Source organism: Halalkalibacter okhensis (assembly GCF_000787375.1).
Lineage (GTDB): Bacteria > Bacillota > Bacilli > Bacillales > Bacillaceae_D > Halalkalibacter > Halalkalibacter okhensis.
This window is the reverse complement of sequence record NZ_JRJU01000021.1, coordinates 1-17,537: the sequence shown is the minus strand read 5'-3', so window position 1 is coordinate 17,537 and position 17,537 is coordinate 1. Positions and strand designations below refer to the sequence as shown.

General features: G+C 36.0%; 18 protein-coding genes and 1 pseudogene. 15 read left to right on the top strand and 4 right to left on the bottom strand.

Annotation, left to right across the window (positions count from 1 at the left end; translation table 11 throughout):
• Positions 1-66: 66 nt before the first annotated feature.
• Positions 67-525: a helix-hairpin-helix domain-containing protein gene (locus LQ50_RS15115; RefSeq protein WP_237563724.1), complete on the top strand. Its 459-nt coding sequence runs from the start codon at positions 67-69 to the stop codon at positions 523-525.
• A gap of 324 nt (positions 526-849) precedes the next feature.
• Here LQ50_RS15115 and LQ50_RS15110 read toward each other — a convergent pair whose 3' ends face one another.
• Entirely contained in the window at positions 850-1,809 is a 960-nt protein-coding gene (locus LQ50_RS15110) for a helix-turn-helix transcriptional regulator (protein ID WP_034630873.1), read from the bottom strand.
• A gap of 110 nt (positions 1,810-1,919) precedes the next feature.
• Between LQ50_RS15110 and LQ50_RS15105 the strand changes: the two genes are divergently transcribed.
• Positions 1,920-2,462 carry a dihydrofolate reductase family protein gene (locus tag LQ50_RS15105; RefSeq protein WP_034630870.1) on the top strand — a complete coding sequence of 181 codons (543 nt, stop codon included), beginning with the start codon at positions 1,920-1,922 and terminating at the stop codon, positions 2,460-2,462.
• 205 nt (positions 2,463-2,667) lie between these two features.
• On the opposite strand, the gene LQ50_RS15100 is transcribed toward LQ50_RS15105, so the two are convergent.
• Positions 2,668-3,432, bottom strand: a complete 765-nt coding sequence (locus LQ50_RS15100) for a DUF8817 family protein (protein ID WP_034630868.1) — start codon at positions 3,430-3,432, stop codon at positions 2,668-2,670.
• A gap of 257 nt (positions 3,433-3,689) precedes the next feature.
• Here LQ50_RS15100 and LQ50_RS15095 point away from each other — a divergent pair.
• The 4 genes and pseudogenes from LQ50_RS15095 (at position 3,690) to LQ50_RS26515 (ending at position 5,899) form a co-directional block, all read left to right on the top strand.
• A pseudogene (locus LQ50_RS15095) lies at positions 3,690-4,574 on the top strand (aminoglycoside 6-adenylyltransferase).
• Between the two features lie 58 nt (positions 4,575-4,632).
• Positions 4,633-5,010, top strand: a complete 378-nt coding sequence (locus tag LQ50_RS15090) for a hypothetical protein (protein WP_237563723.1) — start codon at positions 4,633-4,635, stop codon at positions 5,008-5,010.
• Positions 5,011-5,049: 39 nt separating this feature from the next.
• Positions 5,050-5,535 (top strand): hypothetical protein, encoded by a 486-nt coding sequence (locus LQ50_RS15085; protein WP_034630866.1) that lies wholly within the window; start codon positions 5,050-5,052, stop codon positions 5,533-5,535.
• A gap of 67 nt (positions 5,536-5,602) precedes the next feature.
• The gene (locus LQ50_RS26515; protein ID WP_034630863.1) at positions 5,603-5,899 is read left to right on the top strand and encodes a TIGR04104 family putative zinc finger protein; all 297 of its coding nucleotides are present in this window, start codon (positions 5,603-5,605) and stop codon (positions 5,897-5,899) included.
• Positions 5,900-6,150: 251 nt separating this feature from the next.
• Here LQ50_RS26515 and LQ50_RS15075 read toward each other — a convergent pair whose 3' ends face one another.
• The gene (locus tag LQ50_RS15075; protein ID WP_034630862.1) at positions 6,151-7,062 is read right to left on the bottom strand and encodes an iron-hydroxamate ABC transporter substrate-binding protein; all 912 of its coding nucleotides are present in this window, start codon (positions 7,060-7,062) and stop codon (positions 6,151-6,153) included.
• A 233-nt stretch (positions 7,063-7,295) separates the two neighbouring features.
• On the opposite strand from LQ50_RS15075, the gene LQ50_RS15070 reads away from it, so the two are divergent.
• The 7 genes from LQ50_RS15070 (at position 7,296) to LQ50_RS15040 (ending at position 14,299) form a co-directional block, all read left to right on the top strand.
• Positions 7,296-7,985, top strand: a complete 690-nt coding sequence (locus tag LQ50_RS15070) for a response regulator transcription factor (RefSeq protein ID WP_034630860.1) — start codon at positions 7,296-7,298, stop codon at positions 7,983-7,985.
• 1 nt (position 7,986) lies between these two features.
• Positions 7,987-8,991, top strand: a complete 1,005-nt coding sequence (locus LQ50_RS15065; RefSeq protein WP_034630858.1) for a sensor histidine kinase — start codon at positions 7,987-7,989, stop codon at positions 8,989-8,991.
• A 105-nt stretch (positions 8,992-9,096) separates the two neighbouring features.
• Positions 9,097-9,780: an ABC transporter ATP-binding protein gene (locus LQ50_RS15060; protein WP_034630857.1), complete on the top strand. Its 684-nt coding sequence runs from the start codon at positions 9,097-9,099 to the stop codon at positions 9,778-9,780.
• A complete protein-coding gene (locus LQ50_RS15055) occupies positions 9,777-12,365 on the top strand; it encodes an ABC transporter permease (RefSeq protein ID WP_034630855.1) in 2,589 nt (862 codons plus the stop codon). The genes LQ50_RS15060 and LQ50_RS15055 overlap by 4 nt, the downstream gene beginning before the upstream one ends.
• Positions 12,366-12,549: 184 nt before the next feature.
• A complete protein-coding gene (locus LQ50_RS15050) occupies positions 12,550-13,137 on the top strand; it encodes a cell wall hydrolase (protein ID WP_034630854.1) in 588 nt (195 codons plus the stop codon).
• A 186-nt stretch (positions 13,138-13,323) separates the two neighbouring features.
• Positions 13,324-13,878 carry a GNAT family N-acetyltransferase gene (locus tag LQ50_RS15045; RefSeq protein WP_034630852.1) on the top strand — a complete coding sequence of 185 codons (555 nt, stop codon included), beginning with the start codon at positions 13,324-13,326 and terminating at the stop codon, positions 13,876-13,878.
• Positions 13,879-14,107: 229 nt separating this feature from the next.
• Positions 14,108-14,299 (top strand): DUF6366 family protein, encoded by a 192-nt coding sequence (locus tag LQ50_RS15040; RefSeq protein ID WP_034630849.1) that lies wholly within the window; start codon positions 14,108-14,110, stop codon positions 14,297-14,299.
• Between the two features lie 265 nt (positions 14,300-14,564).
• Here LQ50_RS15040 and LQ50_RS15030 read toward each other — a convergent pair whose 3' ends face one another.
• The gene (locus tag LQ50_RS15030; RefSeq protein WP_034630845.1) at positions 14,565-15,665 is read right to left on the bottom strand and encodes a M24 family metallopeptidase; all 1,101 of its coding nucleotides are present in this window, start codon (positions 15,663-15,665) and stop codon (positions 14,565-14,567) included.
• 88 nt (positions 15,666-15,753) lie between these two features.
• Here LQ50_RS15030 and LQ50_RS15025 point away from each other — a divergent pair, with 88 nt between their 5' ends.
• Both LQ50_RS15025 and LQ50_RS15020 read left to right on the top strand, forming a co-directional pair.
• A complete protein-coding gene (locus LQ50_RS15025; protein ID WP_034630843.1) occupies positions 15,754-16,608 on the top strand; it encodes a YitT family protein in 855 nt (284 codons plus the stop codon).
• Between the two features lie 79 nt (positions 16,609-16,687).
• Positions 16,688-17,380 (top strand): metal-dependent hydrolase, encoded by a 693-nt coding sequence (locus tag LQ50_RS15020; RefSeq protein WP_034630841.1) that lies wholly within the window; start codon positions 16,688-16,690, stop codon positions 17,378-17,380.
• Positions 17,381-17,537 lie beyond the last annotated feature (157 nt).

The following is a 17,537-nucleotide window of genomic DNA, read 5'->3' as shown; positions in this document are numbered from 1 at the left end:
TTCTTTATAGTACATAAAAGGAAATTAATGTTAAAATTAAAACCAAGTTTGATGGGAGGGGAGATTTTGAGTTCAAATCCTACATTGCCACTAACACACGAGGAAAAATCTATACTTAGAAAAGAAAAAGTCAAAATTAGAGATATCCACTATTTGCGTACGGAACAAATTGCCCAAATGCTAACCATTACATATGAAAGAGCCAAAATATTAAAAGGGTTAGCTGAATTTCAAACCGTTCCTTCAATAGGTCATAAATTAGCTGAAAAGTTAGTTTTTGAGTTGGATATTTGTTCTTTAGCTGAAATGAAAGATCAAAATGGAGCAGTACTCTTTGATCAATTAGAGCAAAAATTAGGCGTATGGACCGATAGTTGTGTTGAAGACCAAATTCGTTGTGTGATCAACTATGCGAACAACCGTGATAGCAGCAAACAGTGGTTTGATTTTACAGAAGAGAGAAAGTCCTATCGAGCCAAAGCTGGTTTTCCTGAAGATCGACCTATTAAGGCTTGGTATGATTAAAACTGAAGCTGGTTTAAGAGTTCAAACAAACAGGATCCTCATTCCGTTAAAATGGAGAAAAACGGTTCTAACAGGAGCAAAGTGGATCCTGGTTCCGCTAAAGTCACAAATCCTATTAAATTCAAGGTGAAAACAGGAAAATAACGGAACGAGGAACCGGAAGCAAGCTAAAAGCATGTCTTTTAACTAGAATAGCGGAATGAGGGTCCACTTGAACAACAAATCGTAGGAAGATAAAGAAAGTGGGAGGTTACTTGAAGAGGGTGAGATGTTTAAAATAAAAAGAGAAGAATTACGAGATTAATTCGGTTACTTTGTTCTTAGTTAAGACGTATATAAACGAATAACTTCTTGAGCTGCATGTAAGATATCTTCTTTCAAATTCTTTGGTGAGATGATTCTGATTTGATCTCCAAATCCTAAAATATATTCAATAGCCTCTTGTTTGTCATTGAAAGTTAACTTAACGAAAGTCCACTCTTCATTTGCACTCTGTTTCATTTCTAATGAGTGAATAAATTTTGATGTAAAAGTAATGCGGTTGATAATGGAACTAGTTACTTCAACTTCAACTAAATATTGCGGTAAACGACTAATAAAATCTTTTTTGGACGTCTCCCAGTATTTAATTAGATTAAAGTTGGTCGGTCTTATAAAGACTTCGTCTAAAATAGTGGCAGATAATATTCTTGCTACCCTATAGTTACGGTATTGTTTCTCTTTTCTTGCAATTAAATACCATCTATTACTTTTAGCGACTAGACCCAAAGGTTCAATATATGTTTCACTTTCATTATTATTAAATTTTTTATAAACCATTTTTAGTTTCTTATTTTCAAGAACTGCTTTTTGGACGATCTCTAAGTATGTGGTATTATCGTTAGATTCTCTCCATGTTCCTGTATCAACGTATACTCTTTCCCAAAATGTTCTAGTTTTAACTGTATCACTTTTGGATAAAGAGGCTAATAGTTTTTCTCTAATATCAATGGTTCCCTTTTTCATTCCTAAGTCTTTTAATAATTTTCCTGAAGGAGAAGCGATCAGTGAATGAATTTCTTCTTGTTTCAAATGAAATAGATTATTTTTGAAACTCTCTAATATAGTCCATCCTCCATGTTTTCCTCTAATTGAATATACTGGTATTCCGGCTAAACTTAGCGCGTCCATATCCCTAAGAATAGTTCTAGGGGAGACATTGAGTTCTTCGGCTAATTTTTCAGTCGTCATAATTTCTCTATTTTTTAAGAGAACCATGATATTAAGTAATCTTTCAGCACGCATGTAATCACCTCTTTTAATCATAATAACCAATAAAATATCACTTTAATATGACATAGGTTGTCATATTAAAAATCTATAATCGGTTTATACTGAAAATAAGAGGTGTAAATATGAGTGAAGATAGAAAAGTTGTATTATTTATTGCTACAAGTTTAGATGGGTACATTGCTACAGAAGAAGAAAAGTTAGATTGGTTATTTGAGGTGGATGGAGAAGGAGATAACGGTATTTCTGATTTTTATCAAACGGTCGATACTGTTTTAATGGGACGAAGGACGTATGATTGGATAAATAATACAATCAATATGAATGAATACCCATATAAGGATAAAAAAAGTTTTATATTTACTCGCTCTACTACTTATGAGGAGAAGGAACATATTCAATTTATAAATCAAGATGCCCATGTGTTCGTTCGGAATTTAAAGAGAAAACAAGGGAAAAACATATGGTTGTTGGGTGGTGGACAATTAGTCACTTCATTTATAGAGAAAGATTTGGTCGATGAAGTAATCATTACTGTAGCACCAAAATTAATTGGTACAGGAATTCCGCTTTTTATTAAAGGGAAATATAAAATGAACCTCTCTTTAGAAGGGGTACAGACTTTTAATCAGTTTGTCGAATTACATTATAAAGTTAAGAAAGATTGATAACTGACGATTATAACTTATGTGAAATGAATGCTAAAGGGAACTTTTGTAGAAAAAGAGGTCGAACATCTCGGCTTTTATACGTATTGCCAGGATCGTAACTCATAACTATTAGCACTTTAATAATCAAAAAAAGCTCTACATACCTGCAGAACTTCTTTGATTATTAAAGTAGCTTTAGCGGAAAATGTAGGAACCTTAATTTCTATCTAATCTGTTCATTAATTTCACTAAGTCGGTCGACAAATTCAGATAGAGATTCTTTCTCCCCTGTGGTTAGATCAACTTTATTTGCCTCTAGAATAGCTTCGTTTGCTTGACTTTTCTGCCCTAAAGAAGCAAAGATTTCTGCTTGTAATACTTTAGCTTTAAATAAAGTTTCATTGGAAAAGTCCTCAGTGAATTTGCGAAAGGCAACTTCTAATGTGTTTCTAGCAGCTAAGAAATCTTCTTTGGAGTAGGCTAAACGATAGGCTGCAGCATAAGCTTTTTCAAATTTTGACTCTAGGGCTCTTACTCGTTCATCCTCTGCTTCCATAAGAGTTGTTGAATCACCAAACGTTTCTCCAATTGTGATGGTATTCTCACTCGGATCGGTGATGTTGAATCGCCAGTCCTCAGCTGTTTTGTTAACCCTTGACATTCTAGGTATACCCTTTGAAGGAATTTTTCTATAATACGATTTTATATTTGCTTTTAACTCAGCATACACTTCTTGGACATTTGGTACATAGATATAACAGCCACCTCTATTGCCATTCTCCTTAGCGTTCTTCACACCATAAAAGCCAAATTCTCCAATTCCATCTTTTAGTACTGAAGCAAAACGATATGGAGCCTTTTGGTAGTAAATGATCTCAAATCCAAGAGCCGTATAAAATTCTAAATGCTTATCAAATAAATCGTAATCACAATCAAAAAGAGGCACAATACGGTTCCGGTTTCTTTCTTTTAATTCTTCTTTATTCATCTTTGCGCTCGCATCCTTTCATTCTAAGTTTCATTTTTGTGGATTTCTTACTTACACTTATAATTTTATGAAATTAAAGCAAATGATAAGGTTTATAAATGTGAGCTTCTTTACAATAGGGTTAACTAAAACAAAAGGCGTCATATAGATTTAAAGTTTATTAAAAGGGTTGTGGTTCCGTGTAATTGAAGGAAAAGTTACAATTTTAGGAACGTGATAAAATGAAAAGATAACCACAAATGTGATGGGGGTAAAAAATGCGAAGCGAAGAAGTGATGTTTAAGTTAATAACAGAAATTGCCGAAAAAGACGAGCGAATCCGTGCAGTCTACATGAATGGTTCAAGAACCAATCCCAATGTTCCAAAAGATATGTTTCAAGATTATGACATTGTGTATGTCGTAACGGAAACCTCATCATTTATAAATGACGACAAATGGATTCGTAAATTTGGTGAAGTACTGATGATGCAGGAACCAGATAAACTCGACAACCACATTGGTTTAAAAAATATCGACTATAACAGTTCTTATACGTATTTAATGCTCTTTAAAGATGGGAATCGAATCGATCTTCGTATTCAAACAAAAGAAGAAATGATAAAAGTGTATCGGAATGATAAGCTACCTGTTCCGTTACTAGATAAAGATCAGATTTTACCACGGACTGCTGCTGCAACCGATATGGATTACCATGTCCTACCACCAACAACACCTATGTTTGAGAATTGTACCAATAATTTTTGGTGGTGTTTGCAAAATGTGGCAAAAGGGATTTGGTGAGATGAATTGCCTTATGCAAAAAACATGTTTGAATCTATTATCAGAGCTTCTTTAGATAAGATCGTATCTTGGTGGATCGGGATTAAGCATGATTTCAACATTTCTACAGGGAAAATGGGCAAGTATTATAAAAAATATCTGCCAATCTCTTATTGGGAAATGTATAAAGGAACCTATTCTGATAGTAATGATGATCATTTTTGGGATTCAATTTTTATGACGTGTGATTTGTTTAGAATTTTATCGAAAGAAGTAGCTGAATACTTCTCATTTAGCTATCCAGATGAAGATGATATAAATATGACAAACTATCTAATACACGTAAAAAACTTACCCATTGAGGCAAAGGAGATTTTCTAAACAAAGAATGTAAATGTGTACATTTTAGTCATGTAGAAAAGGTGAAAAGGGAAAAAAAATGAAAAAAAACGCATTGCACAAATCATCTTTCTTAAAAGTTATTTTTGGAATATGGGTTCTTTTAAAAAGAAAAAAGAATGCCGGTTATACCTTATTTGTTCCCTCAGGAGTACGGCATGAATACCCACTTGTTGATTTAACAGAGCAGAAAGTAGTTGGTACGGTTATATATAAAGATAAGGTCTATTTGAAAGTATTGGTAAATTTGAAAGAAGATACGGTATCCGTTGAAGGAAGCGTAAGTGATTTAGGAGATCTAAGCATGGATAAAGAATCATATATAGACATGTTTCAAAGTGATGCACGTTTTTTTGTTAACAACCATATTTCTGATCCCCAAAAATATTACGAAGAGCTAAATGAATCTATAAATTAAATTAATATGAAGTTGAAAATTTGAACATGGTGATGTCGGATGGATAATAGCAATAAAAATTTGAATTCTATTTTTGAACAAAGTATGTTATTTCGTTCCATTCTTTTGCTTTCGGTATTTCTTTATATGGTATATGTATCGATTGAGATATACAAATCCCATATTAGTGAACCTTTTATAGTGAATGCAGAATTAACTCAAGTGGAGTTCAATCAATTACATCTACTCTCTAATTATGCATTTATTGCAGAAGTTGGCTTTTTGATCTTGTTGATTGTATGTAACCTATTAATGTTTAAAAAAGAAAAAAAGCCATTTTTTAAAGACTTTATCTTATTTCAATTGTTAATGTTCACTGGTTTATTTTTATTGAATACTGCTCTAGCTTGGCTATTTAATGTACCTATTGGGAATATGACACAGATCCTGTTTGCTCCTTTTACGGTTGTCATGATGGTCCTTATTTATTTTTTAATTGAAAGTTTTTTGAGAAGAAGAGAAGTTAAAGAGTCTAAATTAAAATAATCTGCTGATTGAGTATAGAGCACAACTACGAGAAAACGTGGTAATTTTTAATAGGAGAGAGATTATTATGGTTTTACATAAATGTGATGTGTGTTTTACGTCTTTTCGATATGGTGACGTATTGAAATCCATTTTATTAGGATATAAACCGCTGACATGCTCAAAGTGTAGCGTTGAGCTCAAAGTTACTATTGCTTCTAGAGTACTAACCTCTGTGCTAACCATTCTTATCCCGCTTATTGTTGCATTTAACATAGCTTCAGAGCCAATCTATCAAGTGGCCATTTTTTTATTGTTCGGTTTTGGTGTTAGTTTCTTCTTACCGTTCATCATTAGATATAGCTCTAGAAGTCCTCTGAAATAATGTGCACAAGCCTTCAGACAGGTTGGGATGAAAGCAATATGAAAAAAAGATATTCAATGGCATGATGTTGATGCAAATTACATCGTCAATGACTTGGCAGAGGTTCAATTTGTGATTGAAACATTAAACAACTGTAATTAATTTGTAGGCTAGTTTGTTATTCCTCATAAGAAGAGGATGAAGTACTGACTCCATCCTCGAGCATAATATGTGGGTTAAGATCATGTTTACATAAGACAATTGTCTTTATCTTAATTGGAAAGAAAAGATTTTTCGAAAATATCTAGAAGATAATCAAGAGTGATTGGATCACTGTACGTTGATGCTTTAGTATTGATTTCGAAGACACGATCGTTTTGTACAGCAGGTATGTTGTTCCACGTATCGGTCTCTAAAAATGAGCTATCAGCATCTGGATTTTTACTCAAGATAATATAGTCGCCAGCAAATTCAGGAAGCAATTCAGTTGAGAGTGTATAAACACCTGACTCAAGAGCTTCCTCTTCAATCCTCTCTGGCATGTTCAATTCCATGGCTTGATACAATATTTCGGTTCCGCGAGCATAATTGTTTCCAAATACATAAATTTCCTTATCGCCATTTTCAAACACAGAAACGGTTGCATCTTCTCCGATTTTCTCTCGAATCGCTTTTCCAGTTGCCTCTGCACGCTCTTTGAAATCATTTACCCAATTTGTCGCTTCTTCTTCTTTATTCAAAAGCTTCCCAATTTCTTCTTGTTGCGTTAAATAATCTAATTTTCCCCAAGTGAATACGACAGTAGGGGCAATTTCATTTAATTTATCAAGATTATTCATGTAAGAACCTGCAATGATTAAGTCTGGCTCGAGTTCAATAATTTTCTCCAAGCTTTCATCTGAAACGACTTCTACTCCTTCAAGCCTTTCTTGAAAAAGGGGATTCATATTCGTCCATTCATCAATTCCAACGATTTGACCATCTAAAGCTAACACATTCGGTCCATTAGTAAGCGCGATAATCCTCTGAGGATCTGTAGGAACGTCAATAGGACCTGTTTCTGATTGATATGTAAATGTTTCTGTTTCGTTCTCTTTCACGGGATCTGTAGTAGCTGTTTCTTGCTTTCCGCAAGCACTAAGAAGGACTAGTAAGAGTAGGGTACTGAATAAGAGCTTTTTCATTTTAATTTTCTCCTTGGTTAAGTAGTATAGGCGACATAGTTGGTATTGATAATCATTTTCGTTTACTTACATTAAAATATTAATAGTAATGATAATCATTGTCAATATAATTTTTTAGTTAAGGGTATGTAATCTTTCCTTTCTTTAATCTTTCTTTTGTTGAAGTAGTTTTTTCTATAAAATAAGATAAACGAATAGAGAGTCTAATAAATAACCTAGTTAGGGTGTTCAGAATGAAAATATTAGTGGTGGAAGATGATAAAACGATTGCTTCTGGATTGGAGTATTCATTGCAGCAGGATGGCTTTATAACGGTCCTTTGTTATAATGCGAACTCGGCAAAGAAGGCTATTGCTAAAGAGTTGGATCAAATTGATTTATGTTTATTTGATTTATCCCTTCCAGATGGGAGTGGTTATGAATTATGCGAAGAAGTGAAAAAATATAGTGATAAGCCAGTGATTTTCCTAACAGCATTTGATGATGAAGTTAATGTTGTAATGGGGCTTGATATGGGAGCGGATGATTATATTACAAAGCCGTTTCGCATTCGTGAGCTACTCTCGCGAATAAAGTCGGTCTTGCGCAGATATAACAAACAATCGAATACACAACCTACCACTAGCATCGATATTGAAAACATTACGATTAATACACTAGAAGGCAAGGTGTATAAATGGGGTGAGGAAGTGCTATTGACGGCTTTGGAGTATCGATTGCTTCTCATTTTTGCTAATCATATTGGACAAGTGTTGACGAGAACCCAGCTGTTAGAACGAATTTGGGATGTTGCTGGTGACTTTGTGAATGATAATACATTGACTGTTTACATTAAGCGGTTGAGAGAGAAGTTGGAAGATAATCCGCAAAATCCAACGATAATAAAAACGGTACGTGGTCTTGGTTATAAGGTTGGTGGTTGATGTGTTTCGGAATCCAGAGATCCAACGATTGATCATATTACTAGCTGTAGTTAGTGTTGTTGCAATAAGTGTAACAGCTATTGCCGTTACACCATTAGCAGCGGTTTGTGTTTTGATTACAGCTGGGACACTAGTAGCTTGTTTTCTCGTTTTTACGAAATGGCGTTACAAAGAAATTGCTAAGCTTTCTAGTTACTTGAGGAGGATTAGCCATGGTGACTATACCCTTGATGTTCGGGATAACTATGAAGGTGAATTAAGTATTTTAAAAAGTGATATTTACAAAGTGACGCTAATGCTATCTGAGCAAAGCTCGCTTTTGCAGGAAGATCAAAAAAAATTAACCGAGGCGATTTCAGATATCTCTCACCAGTTAAAAACCCCATTAACATCAATGATGGTCATGGCTGATTTGTTGCAAAATCCGAACCTTAATGCAGAGAAGCGGGTCGAATTTACAAATAATATAACAATACAGTTAGAGCGAATTGAGTGGCTTGTCTCATCGTTATTGAAGCTATCAAGAATTGATGCGGGAACGGTAGAGTTTAAGAAAGATCAGGTTATTGTTACCGATTTAATTCAAAAAGCGTTACAACCTGTGTTCATTCCAATGGACGTTAAACAGCAAACATTAAAAATAAGTGGAGATGAAACTGTTTCGTTTCTTGGTGATCGAAATTGGACGGCTGAAGCCTTAATAAATATTTTAAAGAATTGTGTGGAGCATACAGCAGAAAAAGGAGTTATATCGATTTCTTTTTCAGAAAATGCGCTTTATACCGAAATAAACATTAAAGATAATGGTATTGGTATTCTGAAAGAAGATCTTCCATATATTTTCAAGCGTTTCTACAAGGGGAAACAGGCAGGAGAGGATAGCGTTGGGATTGGACTTGCTATGGCCTATAGTATCATTAAAAGTCAAAAAGGAGATATTGAGGTGAAAAGTGCAAGGGAGCGGGGAACAGAATTTCAAATTAAGTTTTATAAAAGCGTGATATAAAGACGATTAGAAGAGGGGGGAAGTGACTAAACTGTCACATAAAAGTCACTTTAAAGTCATTTTGGACAGATAAGCTAGAAGCATCAAAAAGGTGGAGGTTTACAAATGGATATTTTACAAATTAAAAATCTGTCTAAAGTGTATGGAAAAGGGGATACGGCAGTGAAGGCGCTAGATGATGTGTCATTTTCCGTAAAAAAGGGAGAATTTGTTGTTATTATTGGTCCTTCAGGCTCTGGGAAGTCTACGTTATTGCATCAACTTGGAGGGGTTGACCGCCCTACAAGTGGGAAGGTACTTGTCGATAACACCGATATTTATCAACTCGATGAAAGTCAGCTTGCCATCTTTAGAAGAAGGCAGATTGGTTTAATCTATCAGTTTTATAATTTGATACCAATCTTAACAGTTGAAGAAAATATGACACTGCCATTGTTATTAGATGAACATAAAGTAGATCAGAAGCAATTCGATGAGATCGTTGGCATTCTAGGCTTGCAGAATCGCTTAACACATTTACCTAATCAACTTTCTGGTGGACAACAGCAACGTGTGTCGATCGGACGAGCGCTAATTAGCAATCCAGCCATTATGCTAGCCGATGAACCGACAGGGAACTTAGATAGTAAGAATAGCGGCGAGATTATGGAACTCTTAAAAATGTTCAATAAAACTTACAACCAAACGTTAATTGTCATTACTCATGATGAACGAATTGCCTTACAAGCAGATCGTGTGATTTCAATTGAAGATGGAAAGATTGCCAAAGATGAGGTAATTCGTCCATGAACATCATTAATAAATTAACTTTACGGCATTTGAAAGAGAATAAAAGAAGAACACTTGTAACGATCATTGGTGTTATTATATCGGTGGCAATGGTGACGGGCGTTGCCACACTAGGTGTTTCCTTTTTAGACTTAATGAAAAGACAAACCATCGCCTTAGATGGTGAGTGGCATGTGAAATATAATGATGTTCAATTAGAGCAAATTTCTGCGATTGAAGAAGATGAACGAACAAAAGAGATTGTTCTTACAAAGGATTTAGGATATTCAGTTTTAGCTGAATCAAAAAATGAAAGAAAACCATACTTATTTATAAAACAATACAATGAAAAGGGATTTCAACAGTTTCCGATTAGTTTGAGTGAAGGTCGTCTTCCAAAGGATGAAAGTGAAATAGTTATTTCAAGTGAAATAAAAAACAATGCCAAAGTCGACTATGAAATAGGGGATCAAGTAACGATTGAGATCGGCACCAGATGGTTAGAAGGGGAACCAGAGCCCCTGTCTCAACGAATGCCCTTACAGGTCGGAGAAAATGGCCTAGCGGAAGAGCTTCATGTCGAGATGGAGAGATCATTTACAGTTGTAGGTTTGATTGAAAGCCCAACCTGGGAGCCGTCATGGGCCCCAGGATATACAGTCATTAACTATGTAGATCAAACAAGTTTGGACGCGACTGAAACTGTTGATGCAGTTGTAGCTCTGAATAAGGTAGACCGTGACATCTATAATGATACGGAAGAGTTAGCTTCAAAACTAAATATCCCATCAACCGATTTCAATAATGAGCTGCTACGTTATGATGGAGTGACAGATAATGATAATTTAAGGACGACCTTATTTTCATTAGCAGGAATCATTATGGCCATTGTCATCATCGGGTCGATTGCTTTGATTTATAATGCTTTTGCAATTAGTGTATCCGAACGCTCTAGACACTTAGGGATGCTTGCAAGTGTTGGGGCGACGAAAAAACAAAAACGAAATTCAGTTTTTTTTGAAGGCTTCCTTATTGGGCTGATCAGTATCCCGATTGGAATTGCATCTGGATTAGTTGGGATTGGTGTAACATTTCGTTTGATTAACTCTATAATTGAAGAAGCGTTAAATGTGACCGAAAAGCTAGTCGTCATAACGACACCAGGTTCCATCATCATCACTTGTGGTATCTCATTGGCAACGATATTCATTTCGACCTATGTACCAGCACAGAGAGCGTCTAAAGTTTCTGCTATTGATGCCATTCGTCAAACAGCAGATGTGAAACTGTCCCAGAAAACAGTCAAAACATCAAAGTTTGTGCGAACGTTATTTGGCATAGAAGCGGAAATTGGTTTGAAGAATTTAAAAAGAAATAAAAGAAGATACCAAGCCACTGTATTTTCCCTAGTGATCAGCATTGTTCTATTTTTAACTGTTTCTTTTTTTACGTCTAACTTAGAAAGATCCATAGAGTTATCTCAGGATAATATTGATTATGATATTCAAGTTTTGAGTAATAGTCAGGGGGTTGGTGTGGAAGAGTTGCAGTCTCTAGCCACTCTAGACCATGTAACATCCTCGACGATGATTGAAGAGATTTATCTTCAGGCGTGGATTGATGAATCAGAAATGGCAAAGGGCTTACAGGAAACAATCAAGCAAAGCCCGGACATATTAGAGGATGGAAAATATCCATATTATGTTGTGTTACGTGGGTTGGATGAGCAAAGTTTTCAAGCATATGCCGAAGAAGTAGGGGCTGAAGTTGAGGATTTCAAGGATTTAGATCAGCCAACAGCAATAGTCATTGATCAAATTTCGTATAAAGATTATGATTTGCGTAAATTCATTGAAACGAAATCGATTCATACAGTACCTGGAGAAACCATTGATCTTTATACGATTAATCATGAAACGGACGAACAGGAATACCTCAATCGTGTCGAAATAGCTGCGTTAACGGATCAAATTCCAACAGGAGTGCATACCGTTGGACTTGGAGGAGTAGATGTGATCGTTTCCACTAATACGTTCCAGCAAATAATCAGTCAGGTAAAGGAAGATGAAGTACAAAACTACCTATATCTGAATAGCTCAGATCCACTAGCGACTCAGGAAGCTATAGAAGAAGTGCAACCATCGAATGTGTATGTGTACAATGTACAAAAGGAAAGACAACGAAATGAACAGATGATTTTACTCATGTCTGTGTTTACGTATGGATTTATTGCATTGATTTCTGCGATCTCAATCGCGAACATCTTTAATACGATTTCAACTAGTATCTCTCTTCGTAGGCGCGAATTTGCAATGCTCAGGTCAGTAGGAATGACGCCGAAGGGATTTAATAAAATGATTCAATATGAAAGTATATTCTATGGAATAAAGGCTATTGTTTATGGATTGCCTATTAGTATTGCGGTGATGATACTTATGTATTTCTCGTTTCGAAGCACATTTGAGTACGGATTCATTCTTCCATGGATGGATATTATCTACGTGATTGTTGCGATTTTTGTTATTGTTAGTTTAGCTATGTTGTATTCCATACAGAAAGTAAGGAAGCAAAATATAATTGAAGGGTTAACCCAAGAAAATATATAGTGGTCATTTGAAGCCTGTCCCTGTTGTTCAAGCAATGGGGGCAGGCGTCTTTATGATGGCGATAACTTCCAAACCTCCAAATCAATTGGGAATCCTACCAATCATCTACTAATGAGTTCACTGCAAAAACCTGTTAGCCTTTTTAAATGAGCCTGTATCATTACAAAAACAGGAGGTTAACAAAATGAAAATTATATTTGTCTTTTTAATGACAGTAATCGTAGCAATCGGTTCCTATACAGCAAATAAAGTCAACGCCGAAGCAAATGTGCCTAATCAATCAGGTGACGTTTTGGAATTATTGTGCGTAAAATATGGTTTTAATCAATCTGAAGATAAGATAAAAAATGCATGTTTTGAGGACGAGGCTAATCTATTTATGACTTTAAAAGAAAGCAGAGATGATGAGTTACCAATCTCTGATGAAGAAAAAGATTTACTTGCTCAACTCGTTCACGCCGAGGCTAAAGGTGAGCCGTATGTTGGTAAAGTGGCAGTGGCAGAAGTTGTTCTTAACCGTGTGGAACATGAAGAGTTTCCTGATACAATTGAGGAAGTTATTTATGAAACGAATGCATTTGAACCTGTGCTTAATAACTCCATTAATGAACCAGCTGATCAGGATGCGTATGATGCTGTGGAAGAAGCGCTAGTTTATCAAGGAATTGAAGACGACGTTGTTTTCTTCTATAACCCTGAGACAGCAACAAGCGATTGGATTTTTTCGCGTGAAGTTGTAAAGATAATAGGAAACCACGCATTTGCTATTTAATAGATTGTCAGGGAATATATCATTTTATATGAAAAAACTGCATTCCGTTGTGATTAACAATGGGGTGCAGTTTTTTTATTTTGTTATCCTCACCAATCTCCAGCCGACCAAGCAGGAATGTCGGAGGAGGAATTTGAAAGTAATTAGAGGGAAGATTGAACATGATTAAAGAGGTGGGAGAAAACAATGGCTAACGTTCAATTAGTGAAACATAAAATCGATTTTTGTGATCAAATTTATCAACTATCTTCTGACCCTTATGTAAAAGGTGTATTGGGACTCCCAGACGGTAAAGAAGAAGATACTAAACAATTTGTTGAAGCTATTATCCAAGAAGAACATGAAGGAAAAACCGTGTCGCGAGTTATTCTTGATGAAAATAGCAATGTTATTGGTATTACAACTTTGATGTTTATTGATCATGATAAAAAATCTTGTCACATCGGGTCATGGCTCGGTCACAAATATTGGGGGAAAGGGTACAATCAAGCATCAAAAGTGGCCATCTTACGAATAGCTTTTGAAGAATTAGGGTTATTGCATGTTCTAGCAGGGGCCAGGAAGGTCAATATTCGATCGCAGAGGGCTCAAGAAAAGTTACCTTTTATTAGGTTGCATGTTGAAAAAGAATTTCCAAAAGAGCATACTGCGTTAGAAACAAAAGAAAAACAACCTTGTGTATTGCATGCGTTTTACAGGGAAGATTTTATTAAATACCTCCATGGTGACGCATTGGATTAGCCAGTGCGTTAATATTATTTTTATTAAACTCAATCGAATCCTCATTCCGTTATTTTCTTATTTCGGACTAATAATTCATTTGTTTTATGGTTTTAACTGAACCAGGATCCACTTCAACGGCTCAGTTATTAAAAACGTTCTTCCCCCCTTAAGCGACGGGAACGGTATAATGTCATATAAATGAAACGTTTAAGGTCCACATTCGTATTCTTAATGAGGAGGTCGTTAAATGAGTGAGGAAAGAGAAAGTCCAGAAAGAAGACGAGAAAGAATGAGACAAGAAGAGCTAAAAAGAAATCCTGCTGGTAGTATTCATGGTGGCGGACTTGCTGATTTAGTTGGGAGTTTAGGTTGGAAAGGTACTGGAATACTTATCTCTTTAATAGTATTAGGGTCAATAATTTTTGTGCTTGTTCGTTAACGGGTTTATTTGCACATAAAGGAGGGCCGGTATGGTTAAGATAAATATTAGTACTCCCATATTTTATTTGATATCAGCAACTATTGTTCAATTCATTTCTCAAAGGGAAGTTAGTTGGATACAGAATATTAGTATTAGCCTAGTAATGGTCTTGATTATGGTGTTATATAATTGGTCAAAAATACCATATGAGTGGAATAAAGATAAAAGACTGAATAAAAAGGATAAAGTTTAGGGCACTGAGATCTCAGTGCCCTAGTCATCATTATTTAATAATTTGTAGCTCTTTCGAAAATTGTGTTAAACATTCATAGCCGTCTGTCGTAATTAACACATCATCTTCAATTCTAACGCCACCTGTTGTTGGTACATAGATTCCAGGCTCAATAGTAAAAGTCATTCCGATTTGTAATTGATCCTTATTTGTTTCGTTAAGAGAAGGAAGTTCGTGTACTTCTGTCCCTAAGCCATGACCAATTCGATGAGGGAAATAAGAGCCATAGCCAGCATCTGTAATAATGGACCTGGCTTTGCGGTCTAAATCACCTAAAACGGTGCCCGCTTGACACAGCTTTAATGTCTCCATTTGTGCTTGCAATACCGTATTGTAGATGTGTTGTTGTTCTTCTGTTATTTGACCAAAGGCGATAGTTCTTGTGATATCAGAACAATACCCATCTAACACAACTCCTAAATCAAATAGCACAAATTCACCTTTTTGTAGATGCTTCATACTTGGTTTGCCATGAGGATTAGCAGACTGCTCCCCGCTAAGGACAAGCGTTCCGAAAGACATTTCAGCAATGCCTTTTCGCTTTAACTCATATTCAATCATCGCCAGGACGTCCATCTCTGTTCGGCCAGTTGAAAGAGCGTGTACGCCAACTTCTACACCGTAGTCTGCCAGCTTAGCAGCCTCGCGTAAAATCGCAATTTCCTCATCACTCTTAATTAAGCGTAAGTTCATTAATCTTGTTTCACAACAGATGAAATCTGCTTCTGGAGACAGCTCTTTTAATTGTTCCGCTCTAGCTACAGAGAGCAGACTTTTTTCAATGGCGATGTTATGGCCATTTATATTTAACGTAGCTACATATTTAGAAATAAGATCCCATGGATTCTCATGATCACTGTAACCTATAATATGATATTTCCATCCGGCTTGTCGGACAAGGTCCTTTTCCATGTTTGGACAAACTAAGATCGGTTCCTCTTTTTGAAAGACAAACAAAGAAACGAGCCGTTCATGGGGCTCGCAACGAAACCCTGTAAGATAAAATAAATTGGCTTTTCCTTGAATAAAAGCATATGCTCCATTTTCGTTTTTTAACCATGTTTGGATAGTTTGTAATCGTTCCTCTAACATAATTACTCCCCTTTCAAAGCTTGTATGATTATTCTTAATTTAACATCATATGTTAAAATAAGATAGACGTAGAGAAGAGGGGAATGAGATGAAGACTTTTTTTAACTATCTATCTTTAACGATTGGTTCGGTCATCGTTGCTGCTGGTTTAGAGTTGATATTAGCACCGAATGGGCTTGTTGATGGTGGTGTGACAGCAATAGCGATCATGGTAAATTCTCAATTGGGTTGGCCGATTTCGATTGTATATCTAGCTTTGAATGTCCCTACTCTTCTTTTTTCTGGACGTTTTATGGGGCGGAAATTTGTTATTCGGACGCTATATGCGAATGCCGTGACAACGGCAGCATTGTGGTGGATGGCTCCGATGCAAGCTATTACATCATCAGAAGTGCTAATTGTATTATATGGTGGACTTATGCTTGGCTTAGGGATTGGTCTTGTTGTAAAAGCTGGTGGAGCGGTTGACGGAACCGAGATGATCGCGATATGGGCAAATAGACGTTTTCATATCCCGATAAGCACGTTTTTATTAGCTATAAACGCAATTATTCTGACAGCGGCTGCTTTTGTTTTTACTTTGGAGCAAGCGATGTTTAGTGTTGCTGTGTTTTACATTGTCTCAAAAATGATTGATTTTGTTTTAGATGGGTTAAATCAGGGAAAATCAGTAATGATTATCTCAGAGCAACCCCATGTAATCGGTGAGAAGTTGTTGGAGGAACTTGATGTTTCGATCACCTATTTGTATGGACAAGGTGGTTACACGGGCGATGAAAGATTAATCATTTATTGTATAACAAATCGATTCATGTACCCGAAACTAAAAGATATTGTTCTATCGATTGATCCAACTGCGGTATTAGAAGCTTCATACGTAACAGAGACCACAGGAGTAAAAAAGCAAACGCTCTTTCAAAGTGGAGAAAGGAAAGAATCATAATTTTTTGCAGGAATCTACTTACTCGTTGGTTAAATAAAATGAATAAAGAAAAACAATTTTTTAAAAGGAGCGATATAGAGTGAAGATTAGTTATCATGGACATTCTGTCGTACAAATTGAAACCAAAAAAACGAAAATTATTATTGATCCATTTATCACAGGGAACCAGCTAACAGATTTAGATGCGAAAGACCTTAAAGTTGATGTGATCCTATTAACACATGGTCATAATGATCATGTTGGTGATACGGTAGAGCTTGCAAAGAAAAATGATGCCCTAGTTGTTGCCCCTTTTGAGCTTGCTACATATTTAGGATGGCAGGGGATTAAAACGCATCCAATGCATATTGGAGGTTCTCACCAGTTTGAATTTGGTACAGTTAAGCTTACACAAGCATTCCACGGGTCATCTTTTACCATTGAAGAAGAACAAAAAATAGTATACACAGGCATGCCGGCAGGAATATTATTTACGGCTGAAGGAAAAACCATCTTTCATGCAGGAGACACTGCCTTATTTAGTGATCTCAAATTAATTGGAGAGCGAAATTCAATTGATGTAGCATTTTTACCAATTGGTGATAACTTTACAATGGGGCCAGAGGACGCTTCTGTTGCTTCGGAATGGCTTCAAGCTAAGCGGGTTGTCCCGATTCATTACAATACATTCCCAGTTATTGAACAAGACCCAGTTGAGTTTGCTGAGAACTTATCAGGGAAAAAAGGTCTTGCTTTAGCTGTTGGGGATTCTATAGACCTGAAAGAAATTTAGGATTGCAGATGGAAAGGGTGGAGCTATTGCTTCGCTCTTTTTTTTATGAATGTGTATAGTGTCTCCACACGCCGTGCGCCATTTGAGAAGAGCGCTCAAAAGGCTTAAAAGAAAACGGCGTTTCCGCTCATTGCTTCGAGCCTATTAAAAAAAGGAA